The following is a 17,573-nucleotide window of genomic DNA, read 5'->3' on the forward strand; positions in this document are numbered from 1 at the left end:
TTGAACTAGGAAAATTGCCGCAGACTTCACGTGCAGACAGTCTCATCACAACAGCGCATCGCGGTCCTTGCGCAGCTCGGACATGGTCTGCGGCAGCGACAGCTTGCCCTGCATCAGCACCGATCTGGCGTAATACACCAGACCCACGGTTGCCACGCTGAACACGAAACCCAGCAGGGCCAGGATCTTCCAGCCCCAGGTATCCCAGGCCAGCATGACCACCAGCACCGACCAGAAGGCGATGGCGAACCACAGCGCGACCGCGGCCAGCACGAAGATGACGGCGAAACGGACCAGATTGGCCCCGATCTCCGACATCTCCAGCGAAGCCAGTTCGATGCGGCTGATGATGAGGCCCAGCAGGTTCTTGGCCAGGCCCAGCAGGCCCGCCGTCAAGCCGGGGTTGGCGGCATGCGCGGCAGGTGCGGCCGGGCCTTCCTTGGGGGGCGTCGCCATCGGGGCGGCGCTTACTTGCTGCGGCCGATGACCAGGCCGACCAGCAGGCCCAGGCCTGCCGAGATGGCCACGGCACGCCACGGATTCTCGTGGACGTAGTCGTCGGTCTTGGCGGCGACTTCCTTGCCCTTCTCGATGGCGGCGGCTTGAGCGGTCTGGGCGGCTTCGGCAGCGGCTTCCAGCAGGGTCAGGCCACGCGCGCGCAGCTCGTCGGCCTTCTCGCCGGTGGCGGCGGCGGCTTCGGCGAACAATGCCTGGGCGTCCTTGACCAGCGTCTTCATGTCATTGCGAACGGTCTTCAGTGCGGGGGATTGAGGCATGTAAATTCTCCTTTTTTGCCGGTGATGGAAAAGACTAGCAAGTCGCCGCACCCTGAACGCCGCACCTGAAGAGGTGCTGCATTGCGACGACCGTTTGATTCTACAGAGTCCGCAACGAGGCGGGTAGCGCATTGCAGCCATGCTGCAGAGGCGATGCAATTGGCTTGCGCCAGCGCAAAGAGGGTTCGATGACGCTGGCGGGCTTAGGTTCCGGCCAATCACGCGGGATCAGAAACGTGTTTCGCGCGCTGCCCGCAGGAAACTGTCCAGGATCGGCGTGCAGTCCAGCAGCTCCGGACCGCCCGCGCGGTGGAATTCCGGGTGCCACTGCAAGCCCATCACGAACGGCGCCTTGCGGTAGCGGATGGCTTCCACGATCTGGTCCGGCCCCGAGACGGCCTCCACCGACAGGTCGCGCCCGAGGTTGTGCACGGCCTGGTGGTGGATGGAATTGACGATGGCGTTCTCGGTCTTGACCATGCCGGCCAGCGACGAACCCTGCGGGAAATGCAGTGCGTGATAATTGCTGTCGTACTGCTCGTTGACGTGCGGGATGGCGGTCGGCACATCGGTGGCGATGTCCTGGTAGAGCGTGCCGCCGAAGGCCACGTTGATCAGCTGGCAGCCACGGCAGATGCCCAGCACGGGCTTGCCGGCCTCGATGAATTCATGCAGCAGTTCCAGCTCGTACATGTCGCGCACGCGGTCGCCGCTCCATTCGGGGCGGGTCGCCGCTTGCGCGTAGCTCTGCGGCGAGACGTCGGCCCCGCCCTGCAGCACCAGGCCATCCAGATGCTTGGCATAGTCGCGCAGGCGAATATTGCTCGGGTGGACCAGGCCATTGGTATTGACGGTGGGGATCATGAAGACCAGCACGTCGCGCGACATCACCCATTGCGCGATCGACTCTTCCAGATACTGCAGGGTCTTGCTGCGCAAGCCCTTGGCACCGCTCTCGGGATGGAAGATGCGGGCCGACACGCCGATCTTGAGCGTACGCTGCATGACGCGCCGGCCGGCCTTGTCCGACAGCTGGCGCAGGCGCGCCGTCAGGAAGCGCCAGGTCTGCGCCCAGGGTGCATCGCCCGCGTGATGCGGAGGCGGCGGCAGCGAGGTATAGATGCGCTGCTGCGCCTGGTCCGCCGTCTGGCCGTGGGCGGCCTCGGTGGCGGGCTGCGCGCCCGGCTGGGCCGGCGGCGTCACGGCTTCAACGGCCGGCACCGCCGGAGAGGCTGCCGGAGCTGCTACCACGGTGGTAGCAGGTGCTGCGGCGGGCTGGGCAGGATTCTGTGATGCGGCCGGCGTACCGGACGCGTCGGCAGACACTGGCTTGGCCGGGACCGCGCCCGGGGAGCGGTCTGGCGGCAAATTGGCTTCGGAATCTTGGATGTCGGACATGGCTGCAATAAGTAATCAGATGAAATGAACTGCGGCGAGTACCAGCGGCGGCATGCAAGCCGTCAATGGCGCGACGGGCCCGGGGAGTGGCTGAGTATATTCGCATTGCCCGGCTTTGGACACCTGCGGACGGCGCCGCCTGCAAGCAGTTTCATCCAAGCCGGCCAGCGCCCTTTCATGGCACACTCCTCTCCCTTGCAAGGGCAGACAGCGCAAAGGCCATGCATGTTCCGGCCATTTGCACCGGAGGCCATCGTCCCCCCTGCCCACCACCCACATTGCCCGCGCCGACACATGTCCAAGGTCCTGATCCTGTACGCCCATCCCGCTGCCGAGCTCTCGCGTACCAATCGCCTGATGCTGGAAGCCGCCGCCCGCCTGCCCGACGTGACCGTGCATGATCTCTACGAGCACTATCCCGACTTCCACATCGACGTCGAACACGAACAGCAACTGCTGAGCCAGGCCGAGCTGGTCGTGATGCAGCATCCCATCCACTGGTACAGCATGCCGGCCCTGCAGAAGGAATGGCTGGACCGCGTGCTGGCGCGCGGCTGGGCCTTCGGCCACGATGGCCATGCGCTGGAAGGCAAGCGTTTCTGGCTGGTGGCCTCGACCGGCGGGGAGACGGCGTCCTACCAGAGCACGGGCCGCCACGGCCATCCCTTTGCCGATTTCCTGCCGCCATATCAACAGACCGCGCGCCTGTGCGGCATGCAGTGGGTGGAACCGCTGATCCTGCATGGTGCGCACCACGTACCGCCGGTCGAGTTCCAGCGCCATGTGGAGCGCTACCTGGAAGGATTGCAGGCATGAGCCTCACGCCTCATTTCTCATCAATCCTCGCACATCGCTGCATCCTCACAATTCAACTGACCGGACCCCGCCATGGATGAACAACTGCTGATCGCCCTCGTCTACCTGCTGGCGGCAGTGGCCGCCGTGCCCATCGCCAAACGTCTGGGGCTGGGTGCCGTGCTGGGCTACCTGCTGGCCGGCATCGTCATCGGCCCGTGGGGACTGGGCCTCATCACCGAGGTCAAGCACATCCTCGAATTCTCCGAATTCGGCGTGGTGCTGCTGCTGTTCCTGATCGGTCTCGAACTCGATCCCAAGCGCCTGTGGGCGCTGCGCCGTTCCATCTTCGGCTGGGGCAGCGTGCAGGTGGCGGCGGTGTCACTGGCGCTCTTCGCTGCAGCGCTGGCAGCGGGCGTGCCGTGGCGCATCGGGCTCATCGGTGCGCTGGGCATGTCGCTCTCCTCCACCGCCATCGCCCTGGCCACGCTGGGCGAGCGCAAGCTCACGGCCACACCGGCCGGTGCGGCGGGCTTTTCCATCCTGCTGTTCCAGGACATCGCCGCCATCCCCATGATGGCCGCCGTGCCCCTGCTGGGTGTGGCGGCCAGCCAGGGCAGCGGGCAGGGCTGGCTGCATGCGGGCCAGGTGGCGCTGGTGATCGCCCTGCTGATCTTCGGCGGACGGGTGCTGATCCGCCCCATCCTGCGCATCATCGCCAAGACCGACATGCGCGAGATCTTCACCGCCTTCGCCCTGCTGCTGGTGATCTCCACCTGCCTGCTGATGCAATCGGTAGGCATGTCGATGGCGCTGGGCACCTTCCTGGCCGGCGTGCTGCTGGCCGATTCCGAATACCGCCATGCGCTGGAAAGCGACCTGGAGCCCTTCAAGGGCTTGCTGCTGGGCCTGTTCTTCATTGCCGTGGGCATGTCGGTGGACTTCGGCGTCTTCCTCGCCCAGCCCTGGCGCATCCTCGGCATGGTGGCGGGCTTCCTGACCATCAAGACCGGTGTGATGTGGTTCCTCGGGCGCTGCTTCGGCATTCCGCGCGGGCAGCAATTGTTCTTCGCCTTCCTGCTCTCGCAGGGCGGGGAGTTCGCCTTCATCGTCTTCGGTGCCGCCGTCACCGCCAAAGTGTTGACGCCCGAGATCTCGTCCATGCTGGTCGTCGTGGTGGCGCTGTCGATGCTGATCACGCCCCTGCTGTTGCTGGTGCATGACCGCCTGCTGGTGCGCTGGCTGGAAGGCGGCAAGCGCCGCCCCGAAGACAAGATCGGACCACAGGACAACCAGGTCATCATCGCCGGCTTCGGCCGCTTCGGCCAGATCGTGGGCCGTCTGCTGGCGGCCAATGACATCGGTGCCACGGTGCTGGATCACGATCCGGACCAGATCGATTTCCTGCGCAAGTTCGGCTTCAAGGTGTTCTATGGCGACGCCACCCGCATCGACCTGCTGCGCACCGCCGGTGCCGACAAGGCCAAGGTCCTGGTGATCGCCATCGACGATGCGCAAGCCGCGCTGGACATGGTGGAAAAAGTGCGTGAGGAATTCCCGCACCTGCAGATCGCCGCCCGTGCGCGCAACGTCACGCACTACTACGACCTGATGGATCGCGGCGTCACGGTGCTGGAGCGCGAGACCTTCGAAAGCGCCCTGCACATGGGCCGGCAAGTGCTGCAGCAGCTGGACTTCGGCGCCTATCGTGCGCGTGAAGCCGCGATGAAATTCCGCTCTCACAATCTCAAAACTCTGGCAGCGCTCTACCCGCACTACAAGGACCAGGCGCAGATGGTGTCCATGGCAGTGCAGGCACGCGAAGAATTGCAGGCCATGTTCGCCGGGGATCGCGAAGCCATGCAGCGCGATCATACGCATGACCAGTGGCGCGAAAAACCCGCTCCCGCCAAACCGGCAGCGGAAGAATAAAAAAAGGCCGGACACGCTTGCGCACATCCGGCCAAATCCCTCACTGCTTACTGCTTACCACTTACTACTCACTGCTTGCTGCTTACTGCTCACCGGTACTACTCACTGCAAAACCTCAAGACTTGAAGACGTCAGTACCGCAACTCATGCAAATCATCCAAATCATTTAAACGATTTAGTTCAATTCAAGGCCAGCGGCACGAAGATCTTTTCGTCACCGCGTTCCACCAGCAGCGCGACGTTCTTGCCTGCCTCGCTGGCCAGCTTGCGCAGTTGCGCCACACTGGAAACGGGCGTGCCGTTGAGCGCCAGGATCACGTCGCCGCTCTGGATGCCGGCCACTGCGGCCGGACCGCTGGCGTCTTCCACCAGCAAGCCTTTCTGGCCACCGATCTGGGCTTGCTCATCCTTGTTCAGCGGACGCACCGCCAGTCCCAGGCGGCCCTGGTCATCGGACTTGCCGGGCTTGGCCTCATTCTTGGCCTGCTTCATCTCGCCCACGGTCACGTTCATGGTCAGCACCTTGCCGCCGCGCATGACCTGGATGGGCTTGCTGGACCCCGGCGCGGTATCGGCCACCAGCGTAGGCAAGTCGACCGAATGATCGATGGCGTGGCCATCGAAGCTCAGGATCACGTCACCCGCCTGCAGGCCGGCCTTGTCGGCCGGGCTGCCCTTTTCCACCGAACTGACCAGCGCGCCCTCAGCCTTCTTCAAACCGAAGGACTCGGACAAGGCCTGGTTCAGGTCCTGCACCGAGACGCCCAGGCGGCCACGCGTCACCTTGCCGTGCGTGACCAGTTGCTGCTCGACCTTCATCGCCACATCGATGGGGATGGAGAACGACAGGCCCTGGAAGCCGCCGGTCTGGCTGTAGATCTGCGAGTTGATGCCGATCACCTGGCCATTCAGGTCGAACAGCGGGCCACCGGAATTACCCGGATTGACGGCCACGTCGGTCTGGATGAAGGGCACGTAGTTGTCATCCGGCAGGCTGCGCGACTTGGCGCTGATGATGCCGGCGGTGGCCGTGTTGTCGAAGCCGTAGGGCGAGCCGATGGCCAGCACCGGCTGACCGACCTTCACGCGGGAAGGATCGCCGATCTGCACCGTGGGCAGGTTCTTGGCATCGATGCGGATGACGGCGATGTCACTCTGCTTGTCGATGCCCAGCACCTTGGCCTTGAACTCGCGGCGGTCGGTCAGCTTGACCACCACTTCCTGGGCGCCATCGACCACGTGGGCGTTGGTCAGGATCAGGCCATCGGACGAGATGATGAAACCGGAGCCGAGGCCGTGCATGATGCGCGGCTGCTGCGGCATCTGCAGTTGCGGGCCGAAGCGCTTGAAGAATTCGGAGAAGGGATCGTTCGGATCGAGGCCGTTGTCGTCGTCATCGGCGACCTTGCGGGCCTTGCCGGTGACACTGATGTTGACCACGGCCGGGCCGTAACGCTGGACGATGCCCGAGAAATCGGTCGCCGCCGCGACCACCGGTCCGGCCGGGGCAGCGGGCGCGGCGTTGGCGGCCACCAGCGGGGCGTTGAGCGCGGCCGCGTGCGCCGACGGCAGGTCGGCACCGCGAAAATAGACGTAGCTGCCGCCCACCACCGCGGCAATCATGACAGCCAAAGTGTTACGAACAAAAACGATGCGACGGCTCATCTTCTTCTCCTTGATCGAACGGGATATCGAGGGTCGGGGCCGTTGGGCCTCAACCGTTGGAGTGAAGATTAAGCAGTGAAAATTAAGACAAACTTAAGGCTGAAAAATTGAGCATTAATCTGCGCTTAATGCTCCGAAAACGCCATCCGGCAAGCGATTCAGCCCGGCAACAGCGTAAAGACCACGCGCGCCTGCAAGCCACTCCCGGTATTGCGCAATTCCACCGGCACCCGGTGCAGGTCGGCGATCTGGCGCACGATGGCCAGCCCCAGGCCGCTGCCGAAGGCACCGCGTGAGGAGCCCTGTTCCTGCGCGCGCTGGGCCCGGTAGAAGCGATCGAAGACGCGCGGCAACTCGCTCTCGGCGATGCCGGGGCCACTGTCCTGGATCACCACCGCACACCTTCCCGCAGCGGGGAATTCGAAACCGACATCGACCACGCCGCCCGCCGGGGTATAGCGCAGGGCGTTGTCCACCAGATTGTTGAAGAGGATGCGCAAGGCATCGGCATTGCCCTGCACGCGCACCGGACGGCCGTCATCACCCTGATCCGACAGCCCGAGATCGATGCCGCCATGATCGGCCACCGAGGACAAGTCGCCCACGACACTGCCCAGCAGCGCACGCAGGTCGACCTCCGCAAAGCCCATGGCATCGGGCTCCTGGCGCGCCAGCGTGAGCAGCTGGTGCACCAGATGGGTGGCACGCTCCAGCCCGTTCTTGAGATCGGCAAAGGCGGCGCGCCGCTCCTGTTCATCGGTGGCGCGCTCGGCCAGCTGCGCCTGCAGGCGCAAGGCCGTCAGCGGTGTGCGCAATTCATGCGCCGCATCGGCGACGAAGGCACGCTGCGTTTCCGTGGCGTGTTTGAGCCGTGCCAGCAGGTCATTCAAGGCATGCGTGAGCGGCTGGATTTCCTGCGGCATGCCCACATCCGACAGCGGCTGCAACGAGTTCATGTCGCGTGCCGCCACTTCAGCGGCGGCCTTGCGCACCGGTGCCAGCCCCCGGCTGACCGCCACCCACGACAGCACACCGATCAGCGGAAACAGCAACAGCAAGGGCACCACCGTCTTGACCGCCATCTGCGCGGCGATCTCGTCGCGCGCGCTCTGGGGCTGCGCCACCTGCACCACGGTACTGCCGATCTGGGCGCTGTAGACGCGCCACATGCCATTGGGTCCGCGCACGTTGGCAAAGCCCAGTTCAGCCTGGCGCGGCATGGCCCCGCGTGCATGGGAGTGATAGATGACCGAGCCACGGCTGTCCCAGATCTGCATCATGATCTCGTCCTCCAGCTCGGGGAACTGCTGCCCCGGCGAGATTGGCGAGAAGGCCTGGCGCGGCAGCGAGGCCGCGATCTGGCGCATCTGGTAATCGAAGATCTGGTTGGCTTCGCCGCGCGCCTGGTAGTACAGCGCCACGCCGGCCAGCACGATGATGGAGAACAGCCCCAGTCCCAGCCACAGCAGCAGCTTGTTGCGGATCGATTTCATGCTGGCACCAGGTAGCCCACGCCGCGCACGTTCTTGATGAAGTCACTGCCGACCTTCTTGCGTAGCGCGTGGATGTGCACTTCGACGGCATTGCTCTCGATGCTGTCATCCCAGCCGTAGAGTTTTTCTTCCAGCTGGGCGCGCGAGAGCACCACGCCCGGGCGATCCATGAAGGCGTGCAGCAGCGCGAATTCGCGCGCCGACAGGTTGACCGGCTTGCCGCCCACGGTCACTTCATGCGTGGCCGGATTCAAGACCACTTCGCGCACCTGCACCAGGCTTTCGGCGCGTCCGGCCTGGCGGCGCGAGAGGGCGCGCATGCGGGCCGACAGTTCTTCCAGGTCGAAGGGCTTGATGAGGTAATCGTCGGCACCGGCATCGAGCCCGGCCACGCGATCGGCCACGGCATCGCGTGCCGTGGTGATGAGCACGGGAATGGCGCTGCCGCGTTCACGCAGGGTGCGCAGCACGGCCAGGCCATCCTTCTGCGGCAGGCCCAGGTCCAGCAGCAGCATGGCGTAGTCCTCGGTGCGCAGGGCCACGTCGGCCGACTTGCCATCCTGCACCCAGTCGATGGTGAAGCCATCCTGGCGCAAACCCTTGCGCACGGCCTCGCCCACCATGGGATCGTCTTCCACCAGCAATACGCGCATGTTGACTACTCCTGATCGGACTCAGAGGATCTTCGCCAGCAGGAACACCACCACCGAAATGAGGATGGTCGAGGCGAAGGGCAGCGAAAAGATGCGGCCGAACAAGCGGAAACGCAAGTCTCCGGGCAAGCGGCCGATACCCAGTTTTTCCAGCCAGGGCAACAAGGTCGAGAACACGATGACCGAGAGGAAGATGACGACGATCCAGCGAATCATGCGAGGCTCCTCACAGACGATGGGTGCGGTCATGGCGCAGCATGCGGGCCGGCCATTCGACATTCTTGCCAATGGCCAGCACCTTGAAGAGCTCGCCCATCTCGGCCGGGGAAATCAGTTTCTGCATGCCGTTGGCCAACGGCAGGTAGCGCAGGCTGTCCTCGGGCGAGGTGCGCAGCAGCAGCTCGCCGATACCGGCATTGAGCAGGAAGGCGCCCTGGCTGGTATAGGCCAGCACCTCCGCGCCCTCCTCTACTGCGGCCACCGCCATCGCCGTGAAATCCACGTGCGCGGTGATGTCCTGCAAACCCGGCCAGTAGAAAGGATCGGTGTGGGCATGATGGCGGTAGTGGCACATCAGCGTGCCCTGGTCGCGGTCGGGCAGGTAGTATTCCGCCGCGGGGAATCCGTAATCCGGAAGGATCGCCAAGGCACCGGGGCCGCTGGCCAGCATGCGGCCCAGGGTGCGCATGAAGCCGATGGCTACCGGCGACAGCTCGGTCAGGTAACCGGCCGGCAAGGGTTCGGCCTCGGGAATCTGCGCCACCGGCAGATCGCTCACGGTGCGGTCCGCAAACTGCAGGCGGCCCGTGGCATCGACCGTGACGCCGCGTTCCTGCCAGCCCTCTTCGGCCTTGATGGCCAGGCGCACCGGCATGGCATCGAGCACTTCATTGCCGACCACCACACCCGAGAAAGTTTCCGGCAGGGCATCGAGCCATTCCACCAGCGGCGCGAAAGCGGCCAGGGTTTCCTGCTGGCGGGCGCGCAGCTGGGCCGAGATTTCCACGATGAAATATTTCTGGGGCAGCGCTTCGCGCGCCTGCAGTTCGGTGAGGATGTCGCGCGCCAGCTTGCCGGTGCCGGCACCGAATTCCAGCAGCACATTGGCCACCTGCGGGCTGGCCGCGATCACTTCGGCGGCCAGGTGGGCCAGGGTCGCGCCGTACAGCGGCGAGATTTCCGGGGCGGTTGTAAAATCGCCCTCCTTGCCCAGTTTGGAAGAACCCCCGCTGTAATAGCCGACCTGCGGCGCATACAGGGCCAGTTCCATGTAACGTTCGAAGGAGATCCAGCCGCCGGATGCGGCGATCTCGCCGGCGATCAGGTGCTGGAGGGAATGCGAGGCGGACTGTGCGTCAGCGCCGGGTTCGGGTAGTTGCAGTTGCATGGGCCGTATTGTATCGACGAATGGAAACCGGGAACATGACATCACCCTCTTCTGCAGGTATTGCGCTGGTCACCGGCGCCGCACGCCGCATCGGCCGTCACATCGCGCTGGCTCTGGCCCGCGCGGGCTGGGACGTGGCGGTCCACTACAACCGTTCGCGCGAGGAAGCCGACACGCTGGTGCGCGAGATCGAAGCCCTGGGCCGCCGTGCCCTGGCGGTGCAGGGCGAACTGGGCGACGAAGCCCAGGTCCGTTCCCTGCTGCCCCAGGCCGCGCCGCTGGGACGCATCACCTGCGTGGTCAACAACGCCTCGCTGTTCGATTACGATGACGCCGCCAGCTTCGGCAATGACCGCCTGCTGCGCCACATGAGCGCCAACGTCGGCGCGCCCGTGCTGCTGGCGCAGGCCTTGTTCGAGGCCACGCCGGAGGGCCAGCAGGCCGTGGTCATCAACCTGCTGGACCAGAAACTGTACAATCCCAATCCTGACTTCCTGTCCTACACCCTTTCCAAGGCCGCCCTGCACAGCGCTACCACGCTGCTGGCACAGGCACTGGCGCCCAAGGTGCGGGTAGTCGGCGTGGCACCCGGGCTGACCATGGTCTCGGGCGACCAGACCGAGGACCAGTTCGACAAGGCGCACACGGTCACCCCCCTGGGCCGTGGCAGCACGCCCGAGGACATTGCCGCCGCGGTCTGCTACGTCGCTTCGGCGCGGGCTGTCACGGGCACTACCCTGCTGGTCGATGGCGGCCAGCATTTGCTTCCCCTTTCGCGCGACGTCATGTTCGTGGCGAAATAACCTTAATTTTTTCTGATCATGCTCTTTCTCTCCCATCCTTCCCTGCAAGATTGCCGCCGCCTGTTCCTGCGCAACTACGAGGTGTTCATCAACATCGGCGTGCACGAGTTCGAAAAGAAGGGTGAGCAGCGCATCCTGATCAACGTCGACCTCTACGTCCCGCTGGCCGAGACCACGCCGACGGCCGACCACCTGGACGAAGTGGTGGACTACGACTTCATCCGCTCCACCATCGCCGAGCGCATGGCGCGCGGCCACATCCACCTGCAGGAAACCCTGTGCGACGACGTCATGACCGCCATGCTGGCCCACCCCAAGGTGCGCGCGGTGCGGGTGTCCACCGAGAAGCCGGATGTGTATCCGGATTGTGATTCGGTGGGGGTGGAGACTTTCAGGATCAAGGCTTGAATTAAGGGTCGCATCCAGTTAGCCGTTCGGACTGAGTAGCGAAGCGTATCGAAGGCGCGCCAATGTCAGATGAGTCGATGCGCCTTCGATACGATCCTTCGGATCTACTCAGTCCGAACGGAACGCAGTAGCGCAGCAGAGACCCGACCATCAACAAAAAATGCCGTCCAGTCTGCACTGAACGGCATTCATTCCAGCCAGGCGATCCCGCCTGCCCTTCTTACATTCCCATATACCTGCCCGCCCGGTGATTCAAGGCAATCACCAGATTGGCCGTCACCGCCCCGAGGATGGACGCCAGCAGCACGCGCGGCGTCACCACGAACAGCGAACACAGCACGATCACCACATCCACGCCCATCTGCAGCTTGCCGGCGCGCAGGCCGTAGCGGTCCTGCAGGAACAGCGTCACCACATTGATGCCCCCCAGGCTGGCACCATGGCGAAACAGCATCACGAAACCCACACCCATCAACAGTCCACCCAGCACCGCGCTGTAAAACAAGTCCAGCTTGGCATAGCCGATGAAATGCGGATGCATCAGCGAGAAGCCCGACACCAGCGCCACCGCACAGAAGGTCTTGCCGGTGAAGCGCAAGCCCATGCGGCGAAACGCGAAGTAGTAGAACGGGATGTTGATGGTGAAGAACACCACGCCAAACGGCAGCCCCGTCAGGTAATGCGTCAGGAAGGCCAGGCCGGCGGTGCTGCCGGTCAACAGGCCCACCTGGCTGTACATGTTCACCGCCAGAGAAACGAAGAGCGTACCGGCCACCAGGGCCAGCACGTCTTCATAGCTCTTGTGGCGCAGGTCGGCCGCCGACACGGCGGCCTTGCTTGCCACTTCAGCCACGCAGCACCTCGGCCATGGTCTCGGCCACGCGTGCAACGTTGCTGTCGTTCAGGCCCGCCACGCAGATGCGGCCGGTGCCCACGGCATAGACGCCGAACTCGTCACGCAGGCGATCAACCTGGGCCGAGCTCAGGCCGGTGTAGCCGAACATGCCGTTCTGGCGCAGCAGGAAGGAGAAGTCCTGGTCCGGCACCGCGCTCTTCAATTGCGATGCCAGCTTGACGCGCATGTCGCGCACGCGCACGCGCATCTCCTCGACTTCGGCACGCCATTGCGTGGCCAGCTTGTCGTCGTTCAGCACATGCGCCACCAGCAGCGCGCCGTTGCGGGCGGGGCTGGAGTAGTTGCGGCGCACGGTCAGCTTCAGCTGGCCCAGCACGTTGGCGGCCTGGCCTGCCTGCGGGCAGAACACCGACAAGGCACCGATGCGCTCGCTGTAGAGCGAGAAGATCTTGGAGAAGGAGTTCGACAGGAAGAAGGGAATCTGGCGACGCACCGCTTCGCGCACCGGCCAGATATCGTCGTCCAGGCTTTCGGCAAAGCCCTGGTAGGCCAGGTCGAAGAAGGGCAGCAGGCCGCGCTGCTCGACCACCGCAATGATCTGCTCCCACTGCGCGCGGGTCGGGTCGACGCCAGTCGGGTTGTGGCAGCACGGGTGCAGCAGCACCACGGCGCCCTTGGGCAGGCTTTGCAGCTTGTCCAGCATGCCGTTGAAATTGAGGCCCTTGGTCTGGGCATCGTAGTAGGGATAACGCTCGGTCTTGAAGCCCGCGCCTTCGAAGATGCCGACGTGGTTGTCCCAGGTCGGGTCCGGCAGCCAGATGGTGGGCTGCGGGAAGAAGCGCGCGATCAGGTCGGCACCGACCTTCAATGCGCCCGAACCACCCAGGGTCTGGACGATGGCCAGGTGCTCGGCCGACGGCAGGTCGGCACCGAAGAGCAGCTTGGCCACGGCCTGGCGGTAGGCGGCATGGCCTTCCATGGGCAGGTAGACGTAGGGCGCGCCGGTCTCGGCCACCGCTGCAGAGGCAGTGCGCACGGAGGGCAGCACCGGCACCACGCCACGGCCATCGGTATAGATGCCGATGCTCAGGTTGACCTTGTTGCTGCGCTCGTCGCGCTGGAATTGTTCCATCAGGCTCAGGATGGGATCGCCGGCATACGGCGGGAGATGCGAAAACATGAGGACCTCGTCAATGTGGGTGAACGCCGATGCCGGCACAGTCCAGCTTGTCCGGCAAGACCGCCATGGTAGCGCGGCACGGGAAAAAATTCCCGCCCCGCGTGCCCCCTGTGCGTTTTTTCACAGGTATTTTTTCAGGCGGAAGTGGTAGATGCTCACGCACAACAGGCTGATCGCGGCGCAAACCATCAGGTAATAGCTGGGCGACACCGGATTGCCGGTCTTGCCCACCAGCCAGGTCACCATGAAGGGCGTGAAGCCGCCGAAGATGGTTGCTCCCAGGCTATAGCTGATGCCCATGCCGCGCACCCGTGTGGCCGGCGGGAAGATCGACGACAGCACCACCCCCAGCGAACCGAAATACACCGCCTTGAGGATGCCGGCCCAGATCATGATGGCCATCATCACCCACACGGTCGGCATGGCGATCACCCAGACGAAGGAGCCATAGATGGTGGCCAGCGTCAGCACGGTGGACACCACCATGATGCGGGCACGGCCCACACGGTCGGCCAGCATGCCCATGAAAGGCGCGCCGATCATCAGGATGGCACCGGTCACGGCGGCCGCCGCAAACGCGGTCGACTGCGGCAGGTGCAGCTGCTTGATGGCATAGGTCGGCATGTACAGCAGCATCAGGTAAGTGGCCGCAGTGGAGACCGAGAGAATGCCCATGGCCACCAGCACCCGCGTGACCTGCAGGCCCCAGCTGGCATCGTCCTCGCCGACCACTTGCGCCTTCTTGGCCATTGGTACTTCATCGATGTGACGGCGGATGTACAGACCCACCGGCGCGATCAGCAAGCCGAAGGCGAACGGCAGGCGCCAGCCCCAGGCTGAGATCTGCTCGGGCGTGAGCCACTGGTTCAGCAGGAAGCCGGCCAGCGCCGCCATCAGGGCCGCTGCGCCCTGGCTGGAGAATTGCCAGCTGGCCATGAAAGCGCGGCGCTTGGAGCCGGTCTCGGTCAGCAAGGCCGTAGCCGAACCGAATTCGCCGCCGGCCGACAGCGCCAGCAGGATGCGCGCCACCAGGATGCCTATGGGCGCGGCGACGCCGATAGTCTCGTACGTGGGGATCACGGTACAGATCAAGGTACCGGCCACCGTCATCGACAGCGAGACCAGCAGCGCCGGCTTGCGGCCGACCTTGTCGCCATACCAGCCCAGCAGGATCGCCCCCAGCGGACGGAACAGATACGACAGCCCGAAGGTAGCAAACGTTACCAATAGCGAGACCGTCTCGTCGCCGGTCGGGAAGAACAGCTTGGAGATGGTCACCGCAAAGAAACCATAGGCCACGAAATCGAACCACTCCAGCGCATTGCCGATGGAGGAAGCGACGATCAATCGCCGCGTGCGCGCGGCCGACATCGGCGCGGGGGCCGCTTCTGCTGCTGAAGAAATTTCCGGTGTTGCCGAGGGTGACGCTGCGTTCATGGTCGTGTTCCCGTTGGAAGATGGACTGCGCTGGCTTGCGTTCTTGAAAATGAAAAAGGGGAAATTCAGGCCACTGCCGACTGCGCCCGCTGCTGGCGCACCTGCTGCCCCTGCTGGCCGATATCCCACAGCAGGCCCGCCATCAGTTGCAGGCCTTCGCGCGCCACGGGGGCGAGCAGGTGTTCGTCCGGCGCATGCTGCGAGCAGGAAGGATAGGAGTGCGGCATCCACAGCGTCGGCAAACCCAGCGCTTCCGAGAAGCAGTGATTGGGGATGGTGCCGCCCAGGTTGGGCAAGATGGTCACGGGCTTGCCGCTGGTCTCCTGCAGCGAGCCGGTGGCCAGGCGCACCCAGACATCGTCGGGATCGAGGCGCGTGGCGGGCGCGGCGGCCTGAATCTCGATCTGCACATCGGCATAGCCGTGTTCATCGAGATGGCGGCGCAGGCTCTGCTGCACGTCTTCCCACACCGTGCCGACCACGAAGCGCAGCTGAAACACCGCCTGCGCCCGCGCCGGAATCGCTCCCACCGGACGCTGCGCATTGCCGGCCTCGAAGGCGATCAGCTCCAGCGTATTCCAGGCGAACAGGCGCTCGCCGGCACTCAGGCCGGGCTCGCCCCACTGCGCATCGAGCACCGGATCACCAGCATCGCTGCCCACCGCAAAGTCGCGCACCAGCGCACGCACCCGCTCGCTCACGTTACGCGGACGCATACCCGGCACGCGGATCACGCCGCGTCCGTCCACCAGCGAGGCCGCCGCATTGGCCAGCACCGTGGCCGGATTGCGCAGCACGCCGCCCCAGTTGCCGGCATGGTGTGCACCGTTGCCGGTGTCGAGCACCAGCTTGAACTGCAGCGCGCCGCGCGAGCCGAGGAAGAGCGTCGGGCTGGACGCCGCCAGGCGCGGGCCATCCGAGGCCAGGAACAGGTCCGCCTCCAGGTAATCGGCGTGATCGCGGCAGGCCTCGTAGAGACCGGGCGAGCCCACTTCCTCGCCCATTTCGAAAATCATTTTCAGGTTGCAGCCCAGCTGGCCCCCAGCCGCCTCGATGGCGGCCGCCAGCGCGCCCAGGTTGATGCTGTGCTGGCCCTTGTTGTCGGCGGTACCGCGACCGTACCAGCGATCGCCATCGGGGCTCAGCTGCCAGGGCGAACGGTCCTGCTGCCAGCGGCCTTCCTGGCCGTTGACCACATCGCCGTGGCCATACATGAGCACCGTCACCGCGTCCGCCGATTCGATGCGACGCGCCAGCAGCAGCGGCGGTGCGCCTTCCACCGGATTGGCAATCTGCTGCGTCTCGAAGCCCAGTGCGGCTAGCGCCGGTGCGATCTCTTCGCGCAGGTAGGCGGCCAGTTCATCGGCACGTGCGGCGTTCTGGCTTTCGGTCGGCAGCGCGATGCGGCGTTGCAGGTCACGCTGGAAACGGCCCGAATCGAAATATTCGGCGGCCAGGCGAAGGGCGGTGCTGCGGGACATGGAGGACTCCGGGTGAACTGTCATTGGAGACGATTCTAGGAGCCCATATGGTTTCCAACAATGTCAATTTTTAAAACGCTGCTTTCGCAAATTGGCAAAATGATTTATCGTGTTTTTCAGCGCGTTCCAGCCCAAGAAACGTGCATGAATTGCGCTTCAACGCGGTGATTTCTTGCATTTTCATCCGCGCGCACCAGGATGGCCTTGCGCAGCTTTGCAAGGTTTCTCTTCATTGATTGCCGAATTCAGAAAGCCATTTCTGCCATGCAAAGTACCGCGCTCCGCTATTTCTACCAAGTCGGCCGCACCGGCTCCCTGACGGCTGCTGCCGAACGGCTGCACGTGGCCGTCTCGGCGGTGAGCCGCCAGATCGCCAAGATGGAAGAAGAAACCGGCGTGCCGCTCTTCGAGCGCCGCGCGCGCGGCATGGTGCTCACGCCCGCCGGCGAAGTGCTGATGGCTTTCGCGCGGCGCAACCTGCTGGAGGTGGAACAGGTGATGGCAGAGGTGAAGGGACTGCACGCGGTCGGCCAGAGCGTGGTCACGCTGGCCTGTTCGGAGGGTTTTGCCTGGGACCTGCTGCCCAACGTGATGGCGCACTTCCGCGAGCAATATCCGGGCATGCAGTTCAAGCTCAACGTGGTCGGCGCGGCCAAGGCATCGCAGATGGTCATCGATGGCGAGGCCGACATCTCGGTCACCTACAGCTTGGGGCCGGTGGAGGGTCTCAACATCGCCTACCGCGAATCGGGACCCATCTTCGCATTGATGCGGCGCGACCACCCGCTGGCCGCGCGCAAGCTGCTGTCCTTGAACGATCTTTCACCTTACCCGCTGGCCCTGCCCGAACAGGGCTCCACGGTGCGCCAGCTGTTCGACATCGCCTGCGGCATGCGCGGCCTGCTGTTCGCACCGGTCTTCACCAGCCATTCGCTGGGCGCGGTCTACCGCTTCACCGCCCGCTCGCCGGATACGGTGGCGCTGGGCGGCTTCCTCACCGTGCAGGAACGCGCCGAGGAAGATGCCATGGCCCTGGTGCCGATGGCCGAGAGCGAACTGCACCAGCGCACCCTGCAGGTCCAGACCATGGCCGGGCGCAAGCTGCCGCCGGCGGTGGCGGCGTTCATCGATTTCCTGGTGGCGGCGATCCGCCAAATCCGCACGCGGCACGAACTGGGCGCGCTGCAAGCCGACAAATGAGGCATCCATGCGACGCTTGCCGCGCGGCAAGCCACGCAGAAATGGCAGGATCCGGCGCTGCATGAGAAAATGCCGGTCCTCCGCCCGCACGCAGCCTTCCGCCCCTGTC

The 17,573-nt window shown here is 64.6% G+C and carries 17 protein-coding genes; 5 read left to right on the forward strand and 12 right to left on the reverse strand.

Features of this window, described 5'->3' with window-relative positions; translation table 11 throughout:
• Positions 1-45 precede the first annotated feature (45 nt).
• The 3 genes from E2K99_RS22880 to E2K99_RS22890 all read right to left on the reverse strand — a co-directional run bounded on the left by E2K99_RS22880 (position 46) and on the right by E2K99_RS22890 (position 2,174).
• Positions 46-456, reverse strand: a complete 411-nt coding sequence (locus E2K99_RS22880) for a phage holin family protein (RefSeq protein ID WP_134223674.1) — start codon at positions 454-456, stop codon at positions 46-48.
• Between the two features lie 11 nt (positions 457-467).
• Entirely contained in the window at positions 468-776 is a 309-nt protein-coding gene (locus E2K99_RS22885; protein WP_039783473.1) for an ElaB/YgaM/YqjD family protein, read from the reverse strand.
• A gap of 228 nt (positions 777-1,004) precedes the next feature.
• Positions 1,005-2,174 (reverse strand): gamma-glutamyl-gamma-aminobutyrate hydrolase family protein, encoded by a 1,170-nt coding sequence (locus E2K99_RS22890; protein WP_039783471.1) that lies wholly within the window; start codon positions 2,172-2,174, stop codon positions 1,005-1,007.
• Positions 2,175-2,468: 294 nt separating this feature from the next.
• Between E2K99_RS22890 and kefF the strand changes: the two genes are divergently transcribed.
• Both kefF and kefC read left to right on the forward strand, forming a co-directional pair.
• The gene (kefF, locus tag E2K99_RS22895) at positions 2,469-2,990 is read left to right on the forward strand and encodes a glutathione-regulated potassium-efflux system oxidoreductase KefF (protein ID WP_134223675.1); all 522 of its coding nucleotides are present in this window, start codon (positions 2,469-2,471) and stop codon (positions 2,988-2,990) included.
• A gap of 72 nt (positions 2,991-3,062) precedes the next feature.
• Positions 3,063-4,901 carry a glutathione-regulated potassium-efflux system protein KefC gene (kefC, locus tag E2K99_RS22900; protein WP_134223676.1) on the forward strand — a complete coding sequence of 613 codons (1,839 nt, stop codon included), beginning with the start codon at positions 3,063-3,065 and terminating at the stop codon, positions 4,899-4,901.
• A gap of 180 nt (positions 4,902-5,081) precedes the next feature.
• Here kefC and E2K99_RS22905 read toward each other — a convergent pair whose 3' ends face one another.
• From E2K99_RS22905 to E2K99_RS22925, 5 genes are all read right to left on the reverse strand, one after another.
• A complete protein-coding gene (locus E2K99_RS22905) occupies positions 5,082-6,566 on the reverse strand; it encodes a DegQ family serine endoprotease (protein ID WP_134223677.1) in 1,485 nt (494 codons plus the stop codon).
• Between the two features lie 158 nt (positions 6,567-6,724).
• The gene (locus E2K99_RS22910) at positions 6,725-8,059 is read right to left on the reverse strand and encodes an ATP-binding protein (RefSeq protein WP_134223678.1); all 1,335 of its coding nucleotides are present in this window, start codon (positions 8,057-8,059) and stop codon (positions 6,725-6,727) included.
• Positions 8,056-8,712 (reverse strand): response regulator, encoded by a 657-nt coding sequence (locus E2K99_RS22915; protein WP_034332266.1) that lies wholly within the window; start codon positions 8,710-8,712, stop codon positions 8,056-8,058. The genes E2K99_RS22910 and E2K99_RS22915 overlap by 4 nt, the downstream gene beginning before the upstream one ends.
• A gap of 21 nt (positions 8,713-8,733) precedes the next feature.
• Positions 8,734-8,928: a DUF2905 domain-containing protein gene (locus E2K99_RS22920; protein WP_034332265.1), complete on the reverse strand. Its 195-nt coding sequence runs from the start codon at positions 8,926-8,928 to the stop codon at positions 8,734-8,736.
• 10 nt (positions 8,929-8,938) lie between these two features.
• A complete protein-coding gene (locus tag E2K99_RS22925) occupies positions 8,939-10,099 on the reverse strand; it encodes a class I SAM-dependent methyltransferase (RefSeq protein WP_121040815.1) in 1,161 nt (386 codons plus the stop codon).
• Positions 10,100-10,134: 35 nt separating this feature from the next.
• On the opposite strand from E2K99_RS22925, the gene E2K99_RS22930 reads away from it, so the two are divergent.
• Both E2K99_RS22930 and E2K99_RS22935 read left to right on the forward strand, forming a co-directional pair.
• A complete protein-coding gene (locus E2K99_RS22930; protein WP_034332262.1) occupies positions 10,135-10,902 on the forward strand; it encodes an SDR family oxidoreductase in 768 nt (255 codons plus the stop codon).
• A gap of 18 nt (positions 10,903-10,920) precedes the next feature.
• Complete coding sequence (locus E2K99_RS22935) at positions 10,921-11,310, forward strand: dihydroneopterin aldolase (protein WP_008333021.1); 390 nt, start codon at positions 10,921-10,923, stop codon at positions 11,308-11,310.
• Between the two features lie 220 nt (positions 11,311-11,530).
• Here the strand turns inward: E2K99_RS22935 and E2K99_RS22940 are convergent, their stop codons facing one another.
• The 4 genes from E2K99_RS22940 to E2K99_RS22955 all read right to left on the reverse strand — a co-directional run bounded on the left by E2K99_RS22940 (position 11,531) and on the right by E2K99_RS22955 (position 16,264).
• On the reverse strand, positions 11,531-12,163 hold the full coding sequence (locus E2K99_RS22940) for a YitT family protein (RefSeq protein ID WP_008333023.1): 633 nt from the start codon (positions 12,161-12,163) through the stop codon (positions 11,531-11,533).
• Positions 12,156-13,346: an amino acid aminotransferase gene (locus E2K99_RS22945; protein WP_034332261.1), complete on the reverse strand. Its 1,191-nt coding sequence runs from the start codon at positions 13,344-13,346 to the stop codon at positions 12,156-12,158. Before E2K99_RS22945 ends, E2K99_RS22940 begins: the two co-directional genes overlap by 8 nt.
• A gap of 120 nt (positions 13,347-13,466) precedes the next feature.
• A complete protein-coding gene (locus E2K99_RS22950) occupies positions 13,467-14,783 on the reverse strand; it encodes an MFS transporter (protein ID WP_134223679.1) in 1,317 nt (438 codons plus the stop codon).
• A 65-nt stretch (positions 14,784-14,848) separates the two neighbouring features.
• Entirely contained in the window at positions 14,849-16,264 is a 1,416-nt protein-coding gene (locus E2K99_RS22955; RefSeq protein ID WP_134223680.1) for a M20 family metallopeptidase, read from the reverse strand.
• 264 nt (positions 16,265-16,528) lie between these two features.
• Here E2K99_RS22955 and E2K99_RS22960 point away from each other — a divergent pair, with 264 nt between their 5' ends.
• Entirely contained in the window at positions 16,529-17,464 is a 936-nt protein-coding gene (locus tag E2K99_RS22960; RefSeq protein WP_034332256.1) for a LysR family transcriptional regulator, read from the forward strand.
• Positions 17,465-17,573: the final 109 nt, after the last annotated feature.

The organism is Herbaspirillum huttiense (assembly GCF_004367745.1).
Taxonomy (GTDB): Bacteria; Pseudomonadota; Gammaproteobacteria; order Burkholderiales; family Burkholderiaceae_D; genus Herbaspirillum; species Herbaspirillum huttiense.